The following is a 20718-nucleotide window of genomic DNA, read 5'->3' as shown; positions in this document are numbered from 1 at the left end:
ATATGAGGGACGATAGCGTCATTAACAAGTCGACTACGGCCTTATCTTACAGAAATAGCCTCATTGGTTTTAGTCCAACGCATTTTTACGTTATTCTATAGCCATGAAACAAGAACATTTAACCGCCACAAAATTCAGTAACCTGGAACTTTCCAACGTTATCGTCAAGGGCCTCAAAGAAGCCGGATTTATTCATTGTACGCCAATCCAGGATCGTTGCCTGCCGATTTCGCTCCGGGATAAAGATATTGCAGGGCAAGCCCAGACAGGGACGGGTAAAACCGCAGCCTTCCTGTTAGCGACGTTTCAGCGTTTGATCAATAGGGGCTGAGGAAGACCACAGGCATCAACGGCCATATGAATTTTACTGGTGTTCCCGGCGACAGATTTCCCTATCGCTGTTTCTTGTTCACAGGCCGCACCACTACTATGCTGATGTGCTTTCACAATACTCCCATCAATAAATTCCCATTCCAGGTCTGGATCAACAACCAAGGCGTTAAAAATACCCATCAGTTTTTCTTTACGAGACCAGTCATTGAATCGTTTATATACCGCATTCCAATTACCAAAAGCCGTGGGTAAATCTCTCCAGGGACAACCTACTGCAAGCGATAAAAAATACCTTCGACTGTTTTTCGAAGACAAGGTTTGTCATAAATTCCCATTTTCAACATAATTATCTTCAGTTTCTCCCAAAGTTCATCCGTAAGCATTTGTCGGGGCATAGTTTGCTTGTTTTTGAGTCAAAATAAACAATCTATGTGGCGGAGTTATTGAATTTCAAGGGGGATTTTCAAAACGGCAACAGCCCCTAATAATTTTTCGCATAAGGCTCTGAAACAGTAAGTTAGATGAAATTGTATCGTAACTACTCGCACGGTAATCATTTAGTGGCCGTAGGGTATTGATTTTTAAGGACGCGTAGATACATCCATGTAGATCTGTGCAACATCCTTGTTGCACAAGCCTGAAAAATCAATATCCTACACCCAGTGTTTCTGAAGGGGTGAGTAGTTACATTGTATCTATTCAGCCAAAATAATTTAAGCTGCTCCGTTAAATATCAGTCACTTATGGAGGAAGTGTATGTGTCATGGATGACACATGCAAGCCTACATGGATGTATTTACGGTATCTTCTGGAATAAGTGACTGATATTTAAACTCTAAACATGCTGAATAGTTAGATGAAATTTTAGTCATATGTGATGAATCGAGACTGAATAAAGCTTATTGCATACTTAAGTTTTGCAAATAACTACCTAAAGCCTGCCCAAAAGCAGCACCAAATTTTCCTGTCAATCGATCCAGTAATTTTTCCTGCGGTGTAAAATCGACCTTGCGTTCAGTGCCAATCACATCCCGCGCAACCACGTCAACACTACCATAATCATCGGCCAAGCCTAATTCAATGCCTTGTGCGCCAGTCCAGACCAGGCCGCTAAATAAATTGGGATCATTGACCAGGCGCTCACCCCGGCCTTTTTTAACAGCATCGATAAATTGCTGGTGAACCTCATTCAACAACGCTTGCATATGTTGTGACTCATCCGGCTTAAGCGGCGAAAATGGATCAAGCAAGGCTTTGTGTGTTCCAGCGGTAAACAAACGCCTTTCGACGCCCACTTTTTTCATCACATCGACAAAACCAAAGCCATTCATAATGACACCTATGGAGCCTATAATACTCCCTTGGTCGACAAAAATCTTGTCTGCAGCGGCAGCGATGTAATAGCCTCCCGATGCGCAAATGTCGCTGACAACGGCATATATCGGAATATCCGGGTGCTTTTTCTTCAAGCGCAAAATTTCCTGATAGACATAATGCGCCTGCACCGGGCTACCTCCCGGCGAATTGATATTTAAAATAACGCCTTTTGTGTTTTTATCCTTAACCGCATCGCGCAAGCCATCGATAATATTTTCTGCACTGGCCGGCTTGCCTTCTGCAATGATGCCTTGAACATCCACGACAGCTGCATGCTGTTTTGTGCCCGCCGTAATTTCGGATTTGAAGCGGGGATACATCGCAATGACCAAAATCGCAATCAAATAGGCAAAGGTTAAGGTTTTGAAGAAAATACCCCATCGACGCGCCTTGCGTTGCTCGTCTAATGAGGCATAGGCCAGTTTTTCGATAATACTTTTTTCCCAGTCATGAGACCGGGTTTCCTTTTGTACATTATTGTCCTGTGGATTTTCCATAAAATATGTATACCTATCTTTATGTTAAAGAATATGAATCAAATCGGCTGTCTGTTGTAAACAGGCGCAGGGGCTATATTGTTGTAACTGGACTTCAGGGTGCGCCCCGCAACTGACGGCAACCGCATCGATATTCGCATTCTGTGCCATTTGCAGATCATGAATTGAATCGCCCACCATCAGAGCCTGGTCTTTATCAATCCGCAACTGTTGCATAATATGTTCAAGCATCAACGGATCGGGTTTCGATGCAGCCTGGTCAACCCCGCGCGTCATGTCAAAAAACGCATTCAGCCCCGTCCCCTGCATGGCTTTTGCCAGACCGGTGCTGCGTTTTCCCGTTGCCACCGCCAGCAAATAGCCTTGCGCTTTTAACTGCGCCAACATCTCAGGCACGCCGGTAAAAACATCGTCAGGACTGATATTTTTTGTGAAAAAGCGTTGACTGTAGGTTTGAATCAAATGTTCCCGTTGTTTTGTATTTAACCCTGGAAACAGTTCGTCCAAAGCCCGTTCTATACTTAAACCGATGATATTACGTACTGCTTTTTCTTCCGGCACATCAAAATGACACTGTCTAGCTGCATATTGCATACAATGGACGATCCAGCCAATAGAATCGACTAGCGTACCATCCCAATCAAAAATTATGAGCTTGATAGATTTACTGTTCATGATCAATCAGCGTTTGTAATTGTTCTGGTAAAGGCGCTATGACTGTTAAGGGCTGTCCATTTGCCGGGTGCCTAAATTGCAATTCATGCGCATGTAAAAACAAGCGTTTATAGCCTTTTTTTCGAAAAACACGATTGGTTTCAGTTTCACCATAGCGATCATCGCCCACCAAAGGATGGCCTAACCAGGCCGCATGCACCCTAATTTGATGCGTACGACCCGTTTTAGGCTGTGCTTTGACCAGCGTACAGTTTTCAAATTTCTGCAAGCGGGTAAACAAGGTTTCTGAGGGTTTTCCTGTTTTACTGACAACGACCATGCGCTCTCCGCCCTGACTGACATTCTTCCTCAATGCTACATTGACCCATTGTTTTTTTCGCTGCCACTGACCGACCAACAAAGCCAGATAGGTTTTTTGTATGCCATCACCTCGAAACATATCATGAAGTTGATTTAAGATAGTCCGCTTTTTTGCAACCAGCAAGCAACCCGACGTTTCTTTATCAATACGATGCACCAGTTCCAGAAAGGATTGCTCAGGCCTCAACATTCTAAGTGCCTCAATAACCCCCGATTGAATGCCGCTTCCACCGTGCACCGCAAATCCTGAGGGTTTATTTAAAACGATAAAGTCATCGTCTTCATACAAAATCTGATTTTCCAACGAATATTTCAGTGCAGACGGGATGTGTACAGCATCATCCCGATGTGCTACCCGAACCGGTGGTATCCGCACGATGTCATGAATTTTCAAACGGTAATTTATTGAAACCCGACCTTTGTTAACGCGCACCTCACCTTTACGGACAATGCGGTAAATCCGTGTTTTCGGTACGCCTTTCAATAATGAAATAAGGTAATTATCAAGCCTTTGGCCTGCATTATCTTCCGTAATTTTAATTTGGCGAACCTTAGGGGCAGCCAGAGCGATAGAGCCTTCAAAATTTCGTTTGAGTTTGTCATATCGCGTGGCGATCGCTCTGAAATGCTTAAGTCTTGCAAACACATTTTCAACGAGATGGCGATATTTGTAGAGACACCAATCCATTTCATCATTTCCCCGAGTTGAATTCTTTTTTCTTGGGATAACAGGAACAGCCCCTTTGTCTTTAATTTGAAGACGTAATGCTTCACTGTCATAGCCTCTGTCAGCAACTATATAGTCACCTTTTGGGAGCTCTGCAACTAATTTCGGTGCTTCTTTACAGTCATGAACTTCGCCGCCTGTCACTGAGAAATGAATAGGAAGACCACAGGCATCAACGGCCATATGAATTTTACTGGTGTTCCCGGCGACAGATTTCCCCTATCGCTGTTTCTTGTTCACAGGCCGCACCACTACTATGCTGATGTGCTTTCACAATACTCCCATCAATAAATTCCCATTCCAGGTCTGGATCAACAACCAAGGCGTTAAAAAATTTCAAGGGGGATTTTCAAAACGGCAACAGCCCCTAATGTGTTGCTCTGTATCAGGATTGTTCATCCCTGCAATCATACCAATTTATGGTTAATAAGTGATGAAAAATTGCTGTATTCAATAAACATTGATATATTAACGGAGTTTAGGTTTGATAATTACTCAATGATCTGAGGGATGCAGATAATAAAGAAATAAAGCATTCCTGGTACTGAGTATACGCTTCACGGATGCAATTTCGGCATCTAAGTCGTTCATTTTTTTCAACGCCGCCATAGGCGAAAAGGAACGGAATGAAAAAATTGCATATACGAAGCATATAGATTCACCGCGGCTTGTTTACACCGGTCGTTGTGACGTTCACTAACAATAGAATTTTTGGGTTTTTTCGCTCAACCCATCATGGGCGATGTTGCTTCTATCATAGAAAGCTAAAAAACGTTGGCAAATCTCAATCGATTAAATTTGATCGCATCAGAACATAACAACGCTTTTCCTGCAGCCGCATTGAGACGACTGCACAGACACTTTAGACGCGCCATCTTTGTTGAAACGAATACCGGAGCTTGGTCTCAAGGAATTTCATGTTATCGACCCTGCGCGCAGACTGGCTTTCTGGAGTTTCTAAAGCCATAAATGATGGAGCACTAATATAAAAAGGATAACATAATGAAAAGAATGCTTATCAATGCCACGCAGCCAGAAGAGTTGCGTGTTGCTTTGGTAGATGGTCAAAAACTATATGATTTTGACATTGAAGTACCCTCTAAAGAACAAAAAAAATCAAACGTTTATAAAGGTATCATTACCCGGGTAGAACCCAGCCTTGAAGCTGCATTTGTCAATTACGGCGCTGAAAAGCACGGTTTTCTGCCTTTTAAAGAAATTTCACCACAATATAACGAAGAAAACAGCGACAAATCAGATCAAAAGAAACCCATCCAGGAAGGCCAGGAAGTTATTGTTCAGGTTGAAAAAGAAGAACGTGGAAATAAGGGTGCCGCTTTAACCACCTACATCAGCCTTGCCGGAACTTATTTGGTTTTAATGCCCAATAATCCTAAAGCCGGCGGAATATCCAGGCGAATTGAAGGTGATACGCGATCAGAACTCAAAGCCACACTAGCCACCTTGAATGTGCCTGAAACAATGGGCTTGATTGTGCGCACAGCAGGTTGTGGAAAAAGTGCTGAAGAATTGCAGTGGGATCTTGATTATTTGCTCCAGCTTTGGGATGCGATCGACCGATCTAGTGGCGAAAAAACCGCACCTTTCCTCATCTTTCAGGAAAGCAATGTAATTATTCGCGCATTGCGTGATCATTTACGCGGCGAAATCGATGAAATCCTGATCGATAGCCCAGAAGCCTTTGATTTGGTGCGAAAATTCTTGCAGCAAGTGATGCCGCACTATCTGAACAAAGCCAAGCTTTATCAGGATAAAGTCCCGCTTTTCAGTCGCTATCAAATCGAAAGCCAAATTGAAATGGCTTACAATCGTGAAGTTTCCTTGCCTTCCGGCGGCTCTATCGTAATCGACCATACCGAGGCATTGACCTCTATCGATATCAACTCTGCCCGCTCGACCAAAGGCACAGATATCGAGGATACTGCATTGCATACCAATCTCGAAGCAGCGGATGAAATCGCGAGACAACTGAGATTGCGTGACTTAGGCGGCCTGTTTGTCATTGATTTTATCGATATGATGGCCAATAAAAACCAGCGCGCCGTCGAAAACAGGCTGAAAGAAGCGCTCAAAATAGACCGCGCCCGCATCCAGACCGGACGTATCTCACGCTTTGGCTTACTGGAAATGTCCAGACAGCGTATTCGCCCATCCTTAGGTGACTCGACTCAGCTGACCTGCCCACGTTGTAAAGGACAAGGTTCGATTCGTAATGTCGAATCGGTCACTTTGGCCGTTCTACGTATCATTGAAGAAGAAGCAATGAAAAAAGGTACGGAAAAAGTCATTGCTCACTTGCCTATCGATTGCGCGACATTTTTGTTAAATGAAAAACGCACGATGCTACAGGAGATTGAAACACGACTGAATGTTTCCATTGTCATTCTGCCCAGCAAACACCTCGATACCCCGGCATACGATATTGAGCGGATTAAAGCCGTTGAAGGGGAAGACGAGAAAGCCAGTCACGAGAAAATCAAAGAAGAAGAAATCAGCGCACCTGAATTTGCCAAACAAACCCGGGCTAAATTTGAACAACCGGCGATCAAGGAATTTTTGCCCGACTCCCCTGCCCCCGTACAGAACAAAAAAACGTCAGCCAGCCTGATTCAACGTTTCTGGCAAAAGCTAGTTGGCACTGATAGCGCAAGCGTGAGCACAGAAGAGCCTAAGGCGGCTAAAAGAGCCCAGCCACCTCAACGCAACAGAAAAAACACGCAAAACAAACCCACCCAACCCAGACGCAATAAACGTCCGGCAAAAAAGCCTATCGAAAAATCCGTCGAAACGACAGACAACCAAGAACAGAACCTTCCGAATGAGGAGACAGCTAAGGGTACGACTGCTCAGCGAAAACCTAGAGGCCGGCGCAGTCCTAATCGCAGACGAAGAACCCCTTCGCATCATCAAACAGAGAACGGAAGCAATGAAAACAAGGCTACGCTTTCAGCTGCCGACCATAATACTGAAAAAACGAGTCAGAATAATAACTATGCCAATCAGTTTTCAGAGCGTAAGGAAATGGCCGCCAAAGAAAATAAAGCCTTAGTCGCCATTGAACCTGAAAATACACAGGAATCACAGACAGAAAAGATAACACCAGCGGCCGATAAAAAGCCTGATTAAAACGCAAGCGTATATTGCCAGCTCTGTGAGTAATATGCGCTTCCCTCTTACCAAAAAATAAAAAAGGGCGTTTAAGCCCTTTTTTATTTTTATTTAGCATTACTGACTGACTTTCAAGTCACAGCCCAAAAAGCGTTCTATTGATTTCTTAGCCGTTATAGCGCTGAAAAATCAGTGTTGCATTAGTGCCACCAAAGCCAAAACTGTTCGACATAATCGTATTCAATACAACATTATCCTGCCGCTCCGTTACGATAGGAATACCCTCGGCATTTGGATCCAGCGTGGTAATATTGGCTGAAGCACTCAAAAAGCCTTCTTCCATCATTAACAAGGAATAAATTGATTCATTGACACCCGCAGCGCCCAATGCATGACCTGTCAGTGATTTTGTCGAGCTCACGGGGGGCACATCGCCTTCGCCAAAAACCTGTTTTAAGGCTTCGAGTTCTTTCATATCGCCTACGGGTGTACTGGTACCGTGTGCATTGATGTAATCGATGGGAGCATCAACGGTAGCCATGGCCTGTTGCATACAACGAACCGCGCCCTCACCCGAGGGCTGCACCATGTCATAGCCATCGGAAGTCGCACCATAGCCGACTAATTCGGCATAGATTTTCGCGCCACGAGCTTTAGCGTGTTCCAGTTCTTCAATAACCAAGACCCCTCCACCACCGGAAATGACAAAACCATCACGAGATTCATCATACGGGCGCGATGCGGTTTCAGGTGTGTCATTATATTTTGATGATAACGCACCCATGGCGTCAAACAGCATGGACATGGTCCAGTGTACTTCCTCACCGCCACCGGCAAAAACCAAATCTTGTTTTCCGAGCTGAATCAACTCCATCGCATGACCGATGCAATGCGCACTGGTCGCACATGCCGAACTGATCGTGTAATTAACACCTTTTATTTTGAAGGGTGTTGCCAAACACGCCGTGTTTGTACTGGACATGGTTCTTGGCACCATATAAGGTCCCACCCGCTTGACACCTTTCGCGCGTAATATGTCAGCTGCCTCAACCAGGTTCGAGGTCGAGGGGCCACCTGAACCCATAACTAACCCCGTTCTGACATTGGAAATTTCATTTTCCTCAAGCCCGGCATCGTCAATCGCTTGCTGCATAGCAACATAGTTGAATGCCGCGCCATCGCCCATAAAGCGCTTAACCTTGCGATCAATCAAAGCATCAAGATCAATATCAATCGCGCCACGTACCTGACTTCTGAACCCCAACTCCTTGTAATCTTCGGCAAAACTGATACCCGATCGTCCATTTTTCAATGATTCGACTACTTCATCGCGATTATTACCAATGCTGGAGACAATTCCCAAACCCGTTACGACAATTCTTTTCATAAAGAAACCTTTTAGAAATCCTGTGTTGATGTAAACAGCCCTACGCGCAAGTCTTTAGCTTCATAGATTGTTTTACCATCGACATCCATGGTGGCATCACCAATTCCCATCACTAATTTGCGTAAGATAACGCGCTTTAGATCAATATGATACGTTACTTTTTTAGCGGTTGGCAAAACCTGCCCGAAGAATTTGACCTCACCACAGCCCAATGCCCGGCCTTTACCCGGCCCACCCGACCAGCAAAGATAAAAACCAATCAATTGCCACATCGCATCCAAGCCGAGGCAGCCTGGCATAACGGGATCACCTTTAAAGTGGCAATCAAAAAACCAAAGATCAGGATGAATATCTAATTCGGCAATAATTTCACCTTTGCCGTATTTGCCACCTTCATCTGAAATATGCGTAATACGATCCATCATCAGCATATTGGGAAGGGGTAATTGCGCATTTTTTGGCCCGTATAACTCCCCACGGCCCGATTTTAAGAGTTCTTCGCGCGTAAAACTGTGCTGTTTCTCCATTGAGTATTAACCCGAGTAATGTTATATCAACTGGTTATTATCGCCTAGATAGCTAAAAAAATCAGCTCAAATTTTATCTTGGCAGAACATCCTTAATAAAGTCCTTTATTTTCAGTACATTGCGTTTCATGCGTTGTTGATAGATTAGCGCATAGGTTAAAACAGCCCCCACATATGCGCGCGTCTCTTTGAATGGAATAGTTTCAATCCAGATATCGGCCGACATTGGTATTTTGGGCAACCACTTAATCACCCGGTGTGGGCCTGCATTGTATGCAGCGGCGGCCAAGGCATAATGGCCGTTAAACTGATCCAGTAATTGTTTGTAGTAATAAGCGCCAAATTTCACATTGACAGCGGGATCATACAGCACCTTTTCGGAGCGCCATTTTTCCTTTAACTGCCTGGCAATCTGACGACCGGTTTTGGGCATGATCTGCATCAGCCCCCTGGCGCCCACCGGTGATCGCGCCATTTCATCAAAGGCGCTTTCCCGCCGAATCAGACCCAATACAATCGCCGGATCCAGACTATTTTGGCGGGCATTTTTCTGAATATGATCAAAAAACTTGATCGGAAAACGTAAACCAACATCATCCCAGTATTTCGCCCGGGCAATAGTAAAAATCGCGACCTGATTCCAACCCCATTGTTCTGCCAGTTTTGCGGCAACCATAATGTCTTTCTTGTTTAAGTGGCGAACTTCATACCACCATTGTCGTTTCGCTTCTAGTGGGCGATCGAGTGCAATCAATTCTTCGATCAGTTGAAATTCAGGGCGATTTTTAAGCGTATTTATTTCGCTTTCAGGTATCAGCAAAGGCTTATTCCCGATATTAATGTCTTTTTTAAGATGATTGGCCGCCAAAAACCCATAAAAACTACGATCTTCAGCTAAATCCTGGTAGAGCTTCTGAGCCTCTTGCCGCTCACCTTTCTGATCCAGTACCCGCGCCTGCCAATAGCGCCAATTAACTTTTTGTTTTTCTTTTTCACTTAAATAAGACAAGGCCTGGTCAACGCGAGCCCAGTTCATTTCTCTGAGCGCTATTCGAATCAACCATTCTTTAACCCTTAAATCTTTATGTTTTAATTCGATCAATTTTTGCCAGGCATCGTCCTCACCCCGAAAGGCTAACCCTAAAGCCAAACGCCGTTCAATCTGATGTTGACGGGATGCAGGAATCACATACTGTGTTTTTTGGCGAAACCAAATATCTGCTGCCTTTCTGGAATTGCCACGCGCAATGCGATCAATTGCATGGGCAAATATCAATCCGGCTTGTTTATACCCTTTATGCCAATTTTTTGTCTTGAGAATCTTTTCAGGTTGTCTATGTACTTTTAGCCATAATTCGGCAACACGCGCATCTTCTTTATTCATCAAGCGGCGAACATATTTTGCCAAACTTGGCTTATTGTTTTTCAGGGCCGCCTGAAAACGCTGCCAAAGCATGTCTCGGGTAAAATATTTAGAGGCCTGTAATCGTTTAAACAATGGATTACATAGTGCCGGTTGTGATTTTCCAACGACCCAAAGCTTGCGCGCGGCCGCGAGTGCCATTTTTTTAAAGCCTTGTTGATATTTGGCCCAATAGTAAGCACATTGCAGATCGGCACGACTACTATTCCGGTAGTGCTTAATCAACTGCTCCCAGTCTTTTTGCTTAACCAGGTTTTTAAGCCATTGAGATTTTAACAAAACAGCATAACGCGATGTCGGGAAGTCCAGCAAGAATTGTTGAATGGCTTTATTCTGATCAGGATGACGCGTTAGCCATTGGTATTGTAAATACGGGTATAAAGGATAAGCTTTCAGAGCTTTCAGCGACTTTTGATACATTCCAGTATCGTTTTTCTTTACAGCTTGCTCGGCTTTAAGAAACAACTGGCGCTGCTGTTGCAGTGATGGCGATGTGGCTGCATCAGCGAGGCGAAGACTAAAGAGTAGAACTAAAAAAAGACCAAAGAATACACGAGACATAGTTGAGGCTGTTTACCATTTTCAGCCTCAACTATAGCAAACTCCAGATGTTTATGTGAAAACACATGTGCTAACTAGCACGCAGCATATTTTCCAAAGATTTACGCGCCGGTACAGCAATCTCATCCGGCACCGAAATCTGGTTAACAACATGCCCTTCGACCAGGTTTTCTAAAACCCAAGCCAAATGCTGGGTATCGGTTCTGAACATGGTTGAACACATGCTCAGCGTTGGCGCCATAAAATGAACCTGCTTACCTTCCGCCTGACATTCTTCATGCAGACGATTGACCAGATTCAATTCGGTCGCCACCAGCCAACGGGTGTTCGGCTCAGCCTCGCGAATAATTTTGAGAATTGTTTCGGTCGAGCCAATATAATCGGCTTTTTGACAGACCTCAAAACAGGCTTCGGGATGAGCGATAACCTTCGTTTCAGGATATTTTTCCAAAAATGCATCAATATGTTCGGGTTTGAATGCCTGATGAACCGAGCAATAACCTTTCCATAAAATGATTTTGGCGTCGCGGATTTGCTGCTCCGTCAGCCCGCCCATAGGCTGGCTGAAATCCCATGTCACCATCTGTTCTAATGGAATACCCATTCGATAACCGGTATTGCGGCCTAAATGCTGATCAGGGAAAAACAATACTTTTTCTTTCTGCGCAAAACTCCAGTTAAGAATTTTTTCAGCATTAGACGACGTACACACAATACCCTCATGACGTCCACAAAATGCTTTTAGGTCGGCTGCCGAATTGATATAGGTCACAGGTGTTACGCTATTTTCGACATCAATCACCGTCGCCAACGCATCCCAGCATTTTTGCACATTAACCTGATTGGCCATATCTGCCATCGAACAGCCGGCCGCCATATCGGGCAAAATCGCAATTTGTTCAGGGCGTGACAAAATATCGGCCACTTCCGCCATAAAATGAACACCACAGAATACAATGTATTTGGCTTCCGATTCTGCCGCTTCACGCGAGAGTTTTAATGAATCACCGGTAATATCAGCGTGTTTAAAGACTTCATCACGCTGATAATGATGGCCTAAAACAATACATTGCTTTCCAAGTTTGCGCTTAGCGGCAATAATACGTTGTTCACATTCGACATCATCCAATAATGCATAATCCTGAATTGGAAACGGGCTTGCAGTCATAACATCACTCTTTTTCGGCTTTGGATTTAACCGGGGGTTGTCGCAATCTGATCCCCAGTTCTTTTAATTGTGCCTCATTGACCTGGGCCGGCGCATCCACTAACGGACATGCCGCCGTTTGTGTTTTCGGGAAGGCAATCACATCACGGATTGAGCTGGCGCCGGTCATCAACATCACTAGCCGGTCCAGACCAAAAGCCACCCCGCCATGCGGTGGACAACCGTATTTCAAGGCTTCAAGCAAGAAACCAAATTTTTCCTGCGCTTCCTCTTCGCTAATTCCTAAAATTCTGAAAACAGTTTTTTGCATTTGAGTGTTATTGATACGAATCGAGCCACCGCCGACTTCCATGCCATTCAACACCAGGTCATAAGCGCGAGACAGTGCCGCACCTGGATTTTTCTCGAGCTCTTCAATTGAGCAACTCGGTGCAGTAAACGGGTGATGAATCGCATTCCAACGCTGATTTTTTTCATCCCAGTCAAACATTGGAAAATCGACCACCCATAACGGTTTCCATTCACCTTCCAGCAAGCCTCGATCCAGACCAAGCTTAACCCGCAATGCCCCCATCGCCTCATTGACAATATTGGCCTTATCGGCACCAAAGAAAATCAGATCGCCGGTTTCAGCACCGGTTTTCTCCAACACTTTTTCCCAAACTTCAGCCGGTGCAAATTTAACAATCGGTGATTGCAAACCATCAATGCCTGCATCGCGATCATTAACTTTGATATAGGCCAAGCCTTTAGCACCATAAATACTGACAAATTTAGTCAATTCATCAATTTCCTTGCGCGTTAAGTCAGCTCCTTTAGGTAAACGCAATGCCACAACACGCCCATCGGGATCATTAGCCGGTCCTGAAAAAACCTTAAAATCAACATCTTTCATTTCATCGGCAATATCAACCAATTCCAGCGGAATACGTAGGTCAGGCCGATCAGAACCAAAGCGCGATATGGCCTCGTGATAGGTCATGACAGGGAATGGTGCAGCCAGTTCAATATCGAGAATTTCAGCGAATAACTGACGAATCATTTCCTCCATTAACGCCATGATTTCATCTTCATTCATGAAGGATGTCTCGATATCAAGCTGGGTAAATTCAGGCTGACGATCGGCACGCAAATCTTCATCACGAAAACAACGTACCACCTGATAATAGCGGTCCATACCAGAAATCATCAGCAATTGCTTATACAACTGAGGCGATTGAGGCAAGGCAAAAAAAGCATTGTCATGGGTTCGACTCGGCACAATATAATCCCGGGCGCCCTCAGGTGTCGCCTTGGTCAAATAAGGCGTTTCAATCTCAAAAAATTCATGCGCATCAAGAAAATTACGCAAATGACGGGTGACATCACGGCGAATCTTCATCCTTTGCTGCATTTCCGTCCGCCGGAGATCAATATAACGATAACGCAGACGCGTTTCTTCATTGACTTCAATATCACTTTCTATTGGGAATGGCGGTGTTTCAGATTCATTTAACACCTCAGCCTGATTTACCAGCACCTCAATTTCCCCCGTCCCCATATTAGGGTTGATGGTACCCTCAGGCCGTGCTCTTACGGTTCCATCAATCTTTAAAACGTATTCACTGCGCACACTTTCACCGATTTTAAAGGTGTCTGGAGAGTCAGGATCAAACACAACCTGCACCAAGCCCGTCCTGTCACGTAAATCAATAAAAATCACCCCGCCATGATCACGACGGCGATGGACCCAGCCACATAAAGAAACCTGTTCACCTAAGTGTTGTTTATTTAATTCACCGCACTTATGCGTGCGCATACGTTTATTTTCAGTCATTGAAGTTCTGTTCATTATATTGGAGATTTATCCGGCCAACCCTTGACCGGATAACGGAAAATTATCAAATGTGGGATTAATGTGCGGAACAACTGCCGCCTTTGCAGCAACTGCTACCCGATGAGGCACTCGCGTCGGATTTTTCACCGGCGATATTTTTCTTAGAGCCACTTTTAAAATCGGTTTCATACCAGCCGCTGCCTTTTAATCTGAAACCTGCCGCTGAGATTTTCTTTTTTAATGCGGGCTCATTGCAGCTAGGACATACCCGCAAAGGTTCATCACTTACTTTCTGTAATGCTTCAATTTCTTCACCACAGGCACTACATTGATATTCATAGATAGGCATAGCTACTCCCAAACAATTAAAAAAAGGTAAATAAGGGCAAACTTTTTATTTTCAAGTCCCTCCCTCTAGAATAGACTCTTGCCGATAGATTCGAAAAACTGATTTTATCCGGCAAAATGAATAAACTTTCAGGAAACCCACTATTTTAATCGAAAATTAAACAAAAATGGATAAATTAACACTGATTCGGCCAGATGACTGGCATTTACATGTCAGAAATGGCGAAATGTTACGGCAAGTTATCAATCATACAGCTAGGCAGTTTGCCAGAGCTATCATCATGCCCAACCTGAAACCGCCGGTGACCACTGTCGAACACGCCTTAGCCTACCGGAACGAAATTTTGGCAGCATTAGCGCCTGATTCGAACTTTAACCCCTTGATGACATTATATTTAACCGATAATACACGCATTACCGATATCGAGGCCGTTGCTCAATCAGAACAGATCATAGCACTCAAACTTTATCCAGCAGGCGCCACCACAAATTCAGATGCCGGCATATCTGCGCTTGAAAAAGCCTTTCCCGTGCTGGAAGCTATGCAAAAATATGATATTCCATTACTGATTCACGGCGAAGTCACCGCCAGCGAATACGATATTTTTGATCGTGAACGCTTATTTCTCGAACAAAAGCTCTGCGTCTTGACCGAAAAATTTCCAGATTTACGCATCGTATTAGAGCACGTCACCACCGAAGAAGCCGTTCACTTTGTCGAAACAGCATCTCGCCATGTTGCGGCAACGATAACCCCGCAGCATTTGCTCTTTAATCGCAATGCTATTCTTGCCGGCGGTATTCGACCACATTATTATTGCTTGCCGGTACTCAAACGGGAAAAACATCGCGTAGCGCTGATAAAAGCCGCAACCAGCGGCAATCCAAAATTTTTCCTCGGCACCGACAGCGCCCCCCACCCTACACATCTAAAAGAAAATAGCTGTGGCTGTGCTGGATGCTATAGCGCGCATGCAGCAATAGAGCTTTATGCTGAAGCCTTTGCACAAGAAAATGCACTAAATAAGCTTGAAGGCTTTGCCTCGTTGCATGGCCCCGATTTTTACCGCCTTCCACGCAACCAGGATCGTATCACCTTAATTCGGGAAAGCTGGCGTGTGCCCGAGCATTACGGTCAAGGTACATTGCAAATCACCCCATTGCAAGCGGGTGAGGAAATACGCTGGAAATTACAATAATCCCCCCTGCGACGGCCGATATTTATTGAGACATCAAATACTCAAATCACAAGCATCTGATTTATATAAACTTATCCACGATTGATTGACATTGAATTTTATTGCTGGTAGCCTACGCCGCAATTTCGGTTCCCCTTAATCGGGGAGGAAACAGGGAACAGGGTGCGATTTTTATCAAAGCCCTGGCTGACCCGCAACTGTAAACGACGAGCCTGTATTCATTTTTTGCCACTGGGAAACTGGGAAGGCGGAATACCGGCGATGACGCGTGAGCCAGGAGACCTGCCGGAATGAGTATCATCTTGTCCATGAATCGGGTTTATTTGTGGCGCGGAAAGACCGTTTTCGATGATGCGTGAGTATGCCGCATTTTTGATCACCGGGAACGGGCTTTTTTGTCAATTGACAGCCTGTCACTCTCCTTTATTTGCTCAGAAATGTCGGCATCAGGTTGCGCCGACAGAAAATACTTCCAAAAAAATCTCCTGTTGGCGTTTTTGTCATTAAAAACGTGGAGAAATCATGTCTGTTTTTGTAAAAAAAACCTTCTTGCCCGAGCTTTTGGGCCTGAGCGTCAGTTTAATCACCTCATCATCTGTTGCCGACGATGAAAAAAGTGTCAAAAAACTTAAAAACATGGTGATTACCGCCAATTATATTCCGCTGGATAAAGCCAAAATCGGTAGTGCGGTGACAGTGATTACCGCCGAGGACATCAAACGTCAGCAAGTCGTTTATCTGAGCGATATTTTACGCACCGTACCGGGACTGGCCGTCAATCAGTCAGGCGGTGGTTTTGGCACTTTGACCCAAATCCGTATTCGCGGCGCCGAGGGCAATCAAACGCTGGTGCGTTTGAATGGCATTGAATTGAACGACCCCAGTGGTGGCTCGGAATTTAATTTTGGCAACCTGTTGGCCGATGATATTGAGCGGGTGGAAATTCTGCGCGGACCGCAAAGTTCCTTATATGGTAGTGATGCGATTGGTGGGGTGATCAACATTATCACCAAGAAAGGCCGGCAAGGATTGAAATTGCATGGCAGTGCCGAAGCAGGATCATTTGGCGTTTATCAAGTCAAAGGCGGTTTCAGTGGCGGTTTAGGAGACAAACTGGATTACCATTTTAATGTGTCACAATTCGAATCAAAAGGGATTTCCATTGCCGAGAGCGGCACTGAGCCGGATGGTAATAAAAATCTGACATTGGATACCACCATTACCGCGCGGCCGGTGGATATGATTGAAGTGGGTGTGACTGGACGCCGGGTTGAGGCTGATCTGGATTATGACGGTTTTCAGGCTGGGATTGGCGCCGTTGATGCGAATAAAACCGCCCGCACCCGACAGAACTTTGGCCGGACTTACGCCAAGTTAGAATTGTTTAAAAATCATCGCTATTTTCACTGGAATCATCAGGTCAGTGCGGGCTATTCAGAAAGCCGCCGAAAATATTTTAACAACAATGTTTTTTCCAGTTATTACAATGGCCGGAATGTTAAATATGCCTATCAGACCAATCTATTGCTGGATACACCTGATTTTTTACAGATGCATCAGGGGTTGACCTTTCAACTGGAGCACGAGCGAGATACCATCAATTCAAGAAGCCTTAATCGTGGGATTAGAACCACCAGCTATGTCGGTGAATACCAGTTGGAGCTATTGGATAGACTGTCTCTAAGTGGAGCGATTCGCTATGACAATAATGATAAATTATTTCAGGATGCGACAACCTATCGAGGAACTTTATCGTACCAATTAACAGAAACCAACACCCGTTTACATGCCAGTATTGGCACGGGAGTGAAAAATCCAACGCTGTTTGAATTGTATGGTTTTACCGGAAATTATGTTGGTAATCCGAATTTGCAACCGGAAAAAAGCCAAGGCTGGGATATTGGTATCGAACAAAAGTTTTGGCATGACAGGGTCGTTTTAGATACCACCTATTACCACAACCGTATTTTCAATTTAATCAATACAGTTGCGGTTAATAATGGACTCACTTCGGCCAATAAAGCGGGCATCAATAAAATTGAGGGCATCGAGACCTCTTTGACCGCACACCTGTTATCCAATCTAGATTTCAACGCCCAATACACCTGGACGTCCACTCGCGATGCCAACGGTGTGGCTTTAGTCAGACGGCCCAAGCACATCGCCAGTGCCAATCTAAATTATGCTTTCCGGGTATTTGGTCGCGCCGGTAATCTGAATGTTGGCGTTAAATACAACGGCAAACAGACTGATTATAAATATGCGGCAAACTGGACCAAATCAATCGTACCATTAAACGACTATACCCTGGTCAATGTTGCTGCATCCTATTATGTCTTTAAACCACTGGAAGTGTTTGCCCGAGTGGAAAATCTGCTGGATGAGCATTATCAAGAAGTTTACAGCTATGCGGCCAAAGGCATTGCCGGTTATGCCGGTATGCGTTTTTCATTCGATGCCTGGTAAGCTTTGCTTGTTTGTTATCGGACTATTGGTGACGCAGCCTGCGGCCGCGTCACCTAAGCGTTTTGTGTCGATGAATCTGTGTACCGATCAGTTACTGATGCTGCTAGCAGACAAAGAAGAAATTGTCTCGGTCAGTTATCTGGCTGCACGCAAGGATCTTTCGGTGATGACCACACGGGCGCAGAGGTTTTATTTAAACCATGGACAAGCAGAAGAAATCATGCGTTTAAAACCGGACTTGGTTCTGGCGGGCGTTTTTTCCACACGCACCACCGTTTTTATGCTCAAAAAACTGGGCTACCGGGTGGAAGTGCTGCCAGTTGCCAGTCATTTTTCCACAATTCGCGCTAACATCAGAAAAGTAGCTAGCCTGGTCGGACACCCACAGCGCGGCGAGCAATTAATTGCACAATTTGATGAACGTCTGGAAAGTTTAAAAAACAAGCGCCCTGCCATACCAGCCATGGCTGTTTTTTATCGGGAAAATGGCTATACCACTGGTAAAAACACCCTGGCAAACGCCATTTTGAAGCAGGCCGGTTTTAGCAATCTGGCGGCACAACTGGGCATTTCTGGTTCGGGACATTTGTCACTGGAAGAGTTGTTAATGCATCCGGTTGATGTGTTGATTAAAGGTCGGCGGCGCAGTCCCGATGGCTCAGTTGCCGCTGCCGCATTATTGCATCCCGCTTACCGGCATTATGCCGCCCAGCGGAAAAATATTTCAATCAACGATGCCTTGTGGATTTGCGGCACGCCTTTTGTTTTAGATGCGGTTAATAATCTACTGACTGTACACAGGCTGAAAAAATGATACTAAAACTAGACTTTTACTCACTTTTCTCATTACCACGCTTCTGCGTAGTAATAAGTGCGGTTAATTTAAAGGCAGAGTTGGTTTCCTTAAGAAGGTCTACCCGGACTGAGTCTTATGGATAAACAGCTTCCATTATTTCTGTTCCTAATTGGCTTGCTAACTGTTTGTTTCATCGGTTCATTACTGGTCGGGCCTTCGGCTGTCGGCTGGTTGGAATGGTGGCAATGGTTCAATGATGCCAGCCAGCTTCCTGTCGATGTGCGTCTGATTTTGCTTGAAATTCGTTTACCCAGAGCTTTGCTAGGATTGATGGTCGGCATGACGCTGGGCTTAAGTGGGGCCGCTTTACAGGGTTATTTGCGCAATCCACTAGCAGAGCCGGGCTTGATTGGTGTCAGCAGCGCTGCTTCTCTGGGGGCTGTGATTACTATTTATACCGGCATTGCTTCCACTTTTGCTCTGGCTTTGCCGCTGGGCGGAATTGCCGGTGGCTTGTTATCAGTGATTTCTTTATTGTTGCTAGCCGGGAAAACAGTCAGTGTCTTGCGTTTGATTCTGGCGGGTATCGCCATCACCAGCTTTGCTTCGGCACTCACTTCTTTAGCGTTAAATATGGCGCCTAACCCTTTTGTTGCGTTGGAAATCATGTTCTGGCTGATGGGATCACTTGCCGATCGCAGTTTTGAACATGTTAGTTTAAGCCTGCCTTTTATGATTTTGGGATGGGCTTTGTTATTACTGATGGGGCGTTCACTGGATGCTTTAACGCTAGGCGAAGAAGCCGCACAAACGATGGGGGTTAGTTTATCCAGACTGCGGCTATTGACGGTTATCGGCGTAGCATTATCGGTCGGGGCAGCCACGGCGGTTTCCGGCGCTATTGGTTTTGTCGGTCTGATCGTCCCGCATCTATTACGACGCTGGGTGGGGTTTCAGCCGGGCCGGTTGCTATGGGCCAGCGCCTTGGGCGGTGCAAGTCTGGTGCTAATAGCCGATATTGCCGTGCGTCTGTTATCGTCCGCAACAGAGTTAAAGCTGGGTGTATTGACTGCCATGATTGGTGCGCCGTTCTTTTTGATGCTGATTTTCAAAACGGAACGGGAGGTTTTATGAGCCTGCTGAAAACCGCTTCGCTGACGCTAAAGATTGGTGAAAAAACCATCCTGAAAGAAATTGATTTTTCCGTCGCCAAAGGTGAGATTGTTGGACTGATGGGGCCGAATGGTACCGGTAAAACGACCTTGCTCAAGGCCTTAGCGGGATTGTCCAACCATAATGTCGGCAAGATTCTTTTTGACGGCAAAGATATGATCGCAATGCACAGGCAAGATCTGGCTCAAAAACTAGCCTATTTACCACAGGGACACGATGTGCACTGGAGCATGAGTGTCGAAAATGTGGTGATGCTAGGGCGTTTGCCCCATCTAAAATCCTGGCAACGACCGACTAAAAAAGACCGGCATATTGTCAAACAAATCTTAAAAAAATGTGATGCCTGGCAGTTCGCACAGCGCAGTATTCAATCGCTGTCTGGCGGCGAGCGGGCCCGGGTTTTGCTAGCTAGGGCATTGGCAGTTCAACCACAGATTTTGCTGGCCGATGAGCCCTTGGCAGGCTTGGATCCTGGACACCAGTTGGAAATCATGGGTCATTTTCAACAGCAGGCCAAGGAGGGGCTGGCCATGGTGATTGTCATTCACGACCTGAATCTGGCCAGACGCTTTTGTCATCGGGTCGTATTGTTAGGACAACAACGGGTGCTGGATCAAGGGTCTGTAGACGATGTCATGGTCGCCGATAAAATATCCCGCTGTTTTTCTATTCGGGTGGTGACTGGCAATATACAGAAAATCCCTGTCGTGATTCCGGTGGAATCATTAAATAATTATTCGATAAAATAGAGGTCAA

The 20718-nt window shown here is 45.2% G+C and carries 15 protein-coding genes, 3 pseudogenes and 1 riboswitch; of the genes and pseudogenes, 7 read left to right on the top strand and 11 right to left on the bottom strand.

Translation table 11 applies throughout. The features are described 5' to 3' along the window. Positions 1-103: 103 nt before the first annotated feature. Positions 104-322: pseudogene (locus tag JEU20_RS01120) on the top strand (DEAD/DEAH box helicase); the annotation flags it as partial. An 8-nt stretch (positions 323-330) separates the two neighbouring features. On the opposite strand, the pseudogene JEU20_RS01115 reads toward JEU20_RS01120, so the two are convergent. The 5 genes and pseudogenes from JEU20_RS01115 to JEU20_RS14850 all read right to left on the bottom strand — a co-directional run. Then, a pseudogene (locus tag JEU20_RS01115) lies at positions 331-728 on the bottom strand (IS5 family transposase); the annotation flags it as partial. A gap of 504 nt (positions 729-1232) precedes the next feature. Beyond that, positions 1233-2207, bottom strand: a complete 975-nt coding sequence (gene sppA, locus JEU20_RS01110; protein WP_198243212.1) for a signal peptide peptidase SppA — start codon at positions 2205-2207, stop codon at positions 1233-1235. 24 nt (positions 2208-2231) lie between these two features. Beyond that, a complete protein-coding gene (locus JEU20_RS01105; protein WP_198243210.1) occupies positions 2232-2882 on the bottom strand; it encodes an HAD family hydrolase in 651 nt (216 codons plus the stop codon). Continuing rightward, entirely contained in the window at positions 2872-3807 is a 936-nt protein-coding gene (gene rluC / locus JEU20_RS01100) for a 23S rRNA pseudouridine(955/2504/2580) synthase RluC (RefSeq protein WP_342590492.1), read from the bottom strand. Before rluC ends, JEU20_RS01105 begins: the two co-directional genes overlap by 11 nt. Next, positions 3802-4309: pseudogene (locus tag JEU20_RS14850) on the bottom strand (IS5 family transposase); the annotation flags it as partial. The gene rluC and the pseudogene JEU20_RS14850, both read right to left, overlap by 6 nt. 662 nt (positions 4310-4971) lie before the next feature. Here JEU20_RS14850 and JEU20_RS01095 point away from each other — a divergent pair. Further along, positions 4972-7116 carry an Rne/Rng family ribonuclease gene (locus JEU20_RS01095; protein ID WP_198243208.1) on the top strand — a complete coding sequence of 715 codons (2145 nt, stop codon included), beginning with the start codon at positions 4972-4974 and terminating at the stop codon, positions 7114-7116. Between the two features lie 148 nt (positions 7117-7264). On the opposite strand, the gene fabB is transcribed toward JEU20_RS01095, so the two are convergent. The 6 genes from fabB to JEU20_RS01065 all read right to left on the bottom strand — a co-directional run bounded on the left by fabB (position 7265) and on the right by JEU20_RS01065 (position 14329). Beyond that, the gene (fabB, locus tag JEU20_RS01090) at positions 7265-8485 is read right to left on the bottom strand and encodes a beta-ketoacyl-ACP synthase I (RefSeq protein WP_198243206.1); all 1221 of its coding nucleotides are present in this window, start codon (positions 8483-8485) and stop codon (positions 7265-7267) included. 11 nt (positions 8486-8496) lie between these two features. Further along, complete coding sequence (fabA, locus tag JEU20_RS01085; protein ID WP_198243204.1) at positions 8497-9012, bottom strand: 3-hydroxyacyl-[acyl-carrier-protein] dehydratase FabA; 516 nt, start codon at positions 9010-9012, stop codon at positions 8497-8499. A 73-nt stretch (positions 9013-9085) separates the two neighbouring features. Further along, positions 9086-10996, bottom strand: a complete 1911-nt coding sequence (locus JEU20_RS01080) for a transglycosylase SLT domain-containing protein (RefSeq protein ID WP_198243202.1) — start codon at positions 10994-10996, stop codon at positions 9086-9088. 70 nt (positions 10997-11066) lie between these two features. Beyond that, complete coding sequence (nadA, locus tag JEU20_RS01075; protein WP_198243200.1) at positions 11067-12164, bottom strand: quinolinate synthase NadA; 1098 nt, start codon at positions 12162-12164, stop codon at positions 11067-11069. A 4-nt stretch (positions 12165-12168) separates the two neighbouring features. Continuing rightward, a complete protein-coding gene (gene aspS / locus JEU20_RS01070; protein ID WP_198245764.1) occupies positions 12169-13962 on the bottom strand; it encodes an aspartate--tRNA ligase in 1794 nt (597 codons plus the stop codon). A gap of 94 nt (positions 13963-14056) precedes the next feature. Continuing rightward, a complete protein-coding gene (locus JEU20_RS01065) occupies positions 14057-14329 on the bottom strand; it encodes an FmdB family zinc ribbon protein (RefSeq protein ID WP_198243198.1) in 273 nt (90 codons plus the stop codon). Between the two features lie 166 nt (positions 14330-14495). On the opposite strand from JEU20_RS01065, the gene pyrC reads away from it, so the two are divergent. The 5 genes from pyrC to JEU20_RS01040 all read left to right on the top strand — a co-directional run bounded on the left by pyrC (position 14496) and on the right by JEU20_RS01040 (position 20711). Further along, the gene (pyrC, locus tag JEU20_RS01060) at positions 14496-15527 is read left to right on the top strand and encodes a dihydroorotase (RefSeq protein WP_198243196.1); all 1032 of its coding nucleotides are present in this window, start codon (positions 14496-14498) and stop codon (positions 15525-15527) included. Between the two features lie 109 nt (positions 15528-15636). After that, positions 15637-15831: riboswitch (cobalamin riboswitch) on the top strand. Positions 15832-16049: 218 nt separating this feature from the next. Beyond that, the gene (locus JEU20_RS01055) at positions 16050-17993 is read left to right on the top strand and encodes a TonB-dependent receptor plug domain-containing protein (RefSeq protein ID WP_198243195.1); all 1944 of its coding nucleotides are present in this window, start codon (positions 16050-16052) and stop codon (positions 17991-17993) included. Next, positions 17983-18807: an ABC transporter substrate-binding protein gene (locus tag JEU20_RS01050; protein WP_198243193.1), complete on the top strand. Its 825-nt coding sequence runs from the start codon at positions 17983-17985 to the stop codon at positions 18805-18807. Before JEU20_RS01055 ends, JEU20_RS01050 begins: the two co-directional genes overlap by 11 nt. A gap of 117 nt (positions 18808-18924) precedes the next feature. Next, a complete protein-coding gene (locus JEU20_RS01045) occupies positions 18925-19923 on the top strand; it encodes a FecCD family ABC transporter permease (RefSeq protein ID WP_198243191.1) in 999 nt (332 codons plus the stop codon). Continuing rightward, on the top strand, positions 19920-20711 hold the full coding sequence (locus JEU20_RS01040; protein WP_198243190.1) for an ABC transporter ATP-binding protein: 792 nt from the start codon (positions 19920-19922) through the stop codon (positions 20709-20711). Before JEU20_RS01045 ends, JEU20_RS01040 begins: the two co-directional genes overlap by 4 nt. The last annotated feature ends 7 nt before the right edge of the window (positions 20712-20718 follow it).

The organism is methane-oxidizing endosymbiont of Gigantopelta aegis (genome assembly GCF_016097405.1).
Classification (GTDB): domain Bacteria; phylum Pseudomonadota; class Gammaproteobacteria; order Methylococcales; family Methylomonadaceae; genus Methylomarinum.
Note: the sequence above shows the minus strand (reverse complement) of the source record. Positions and strands in the feature narration are given on the sequence as shown.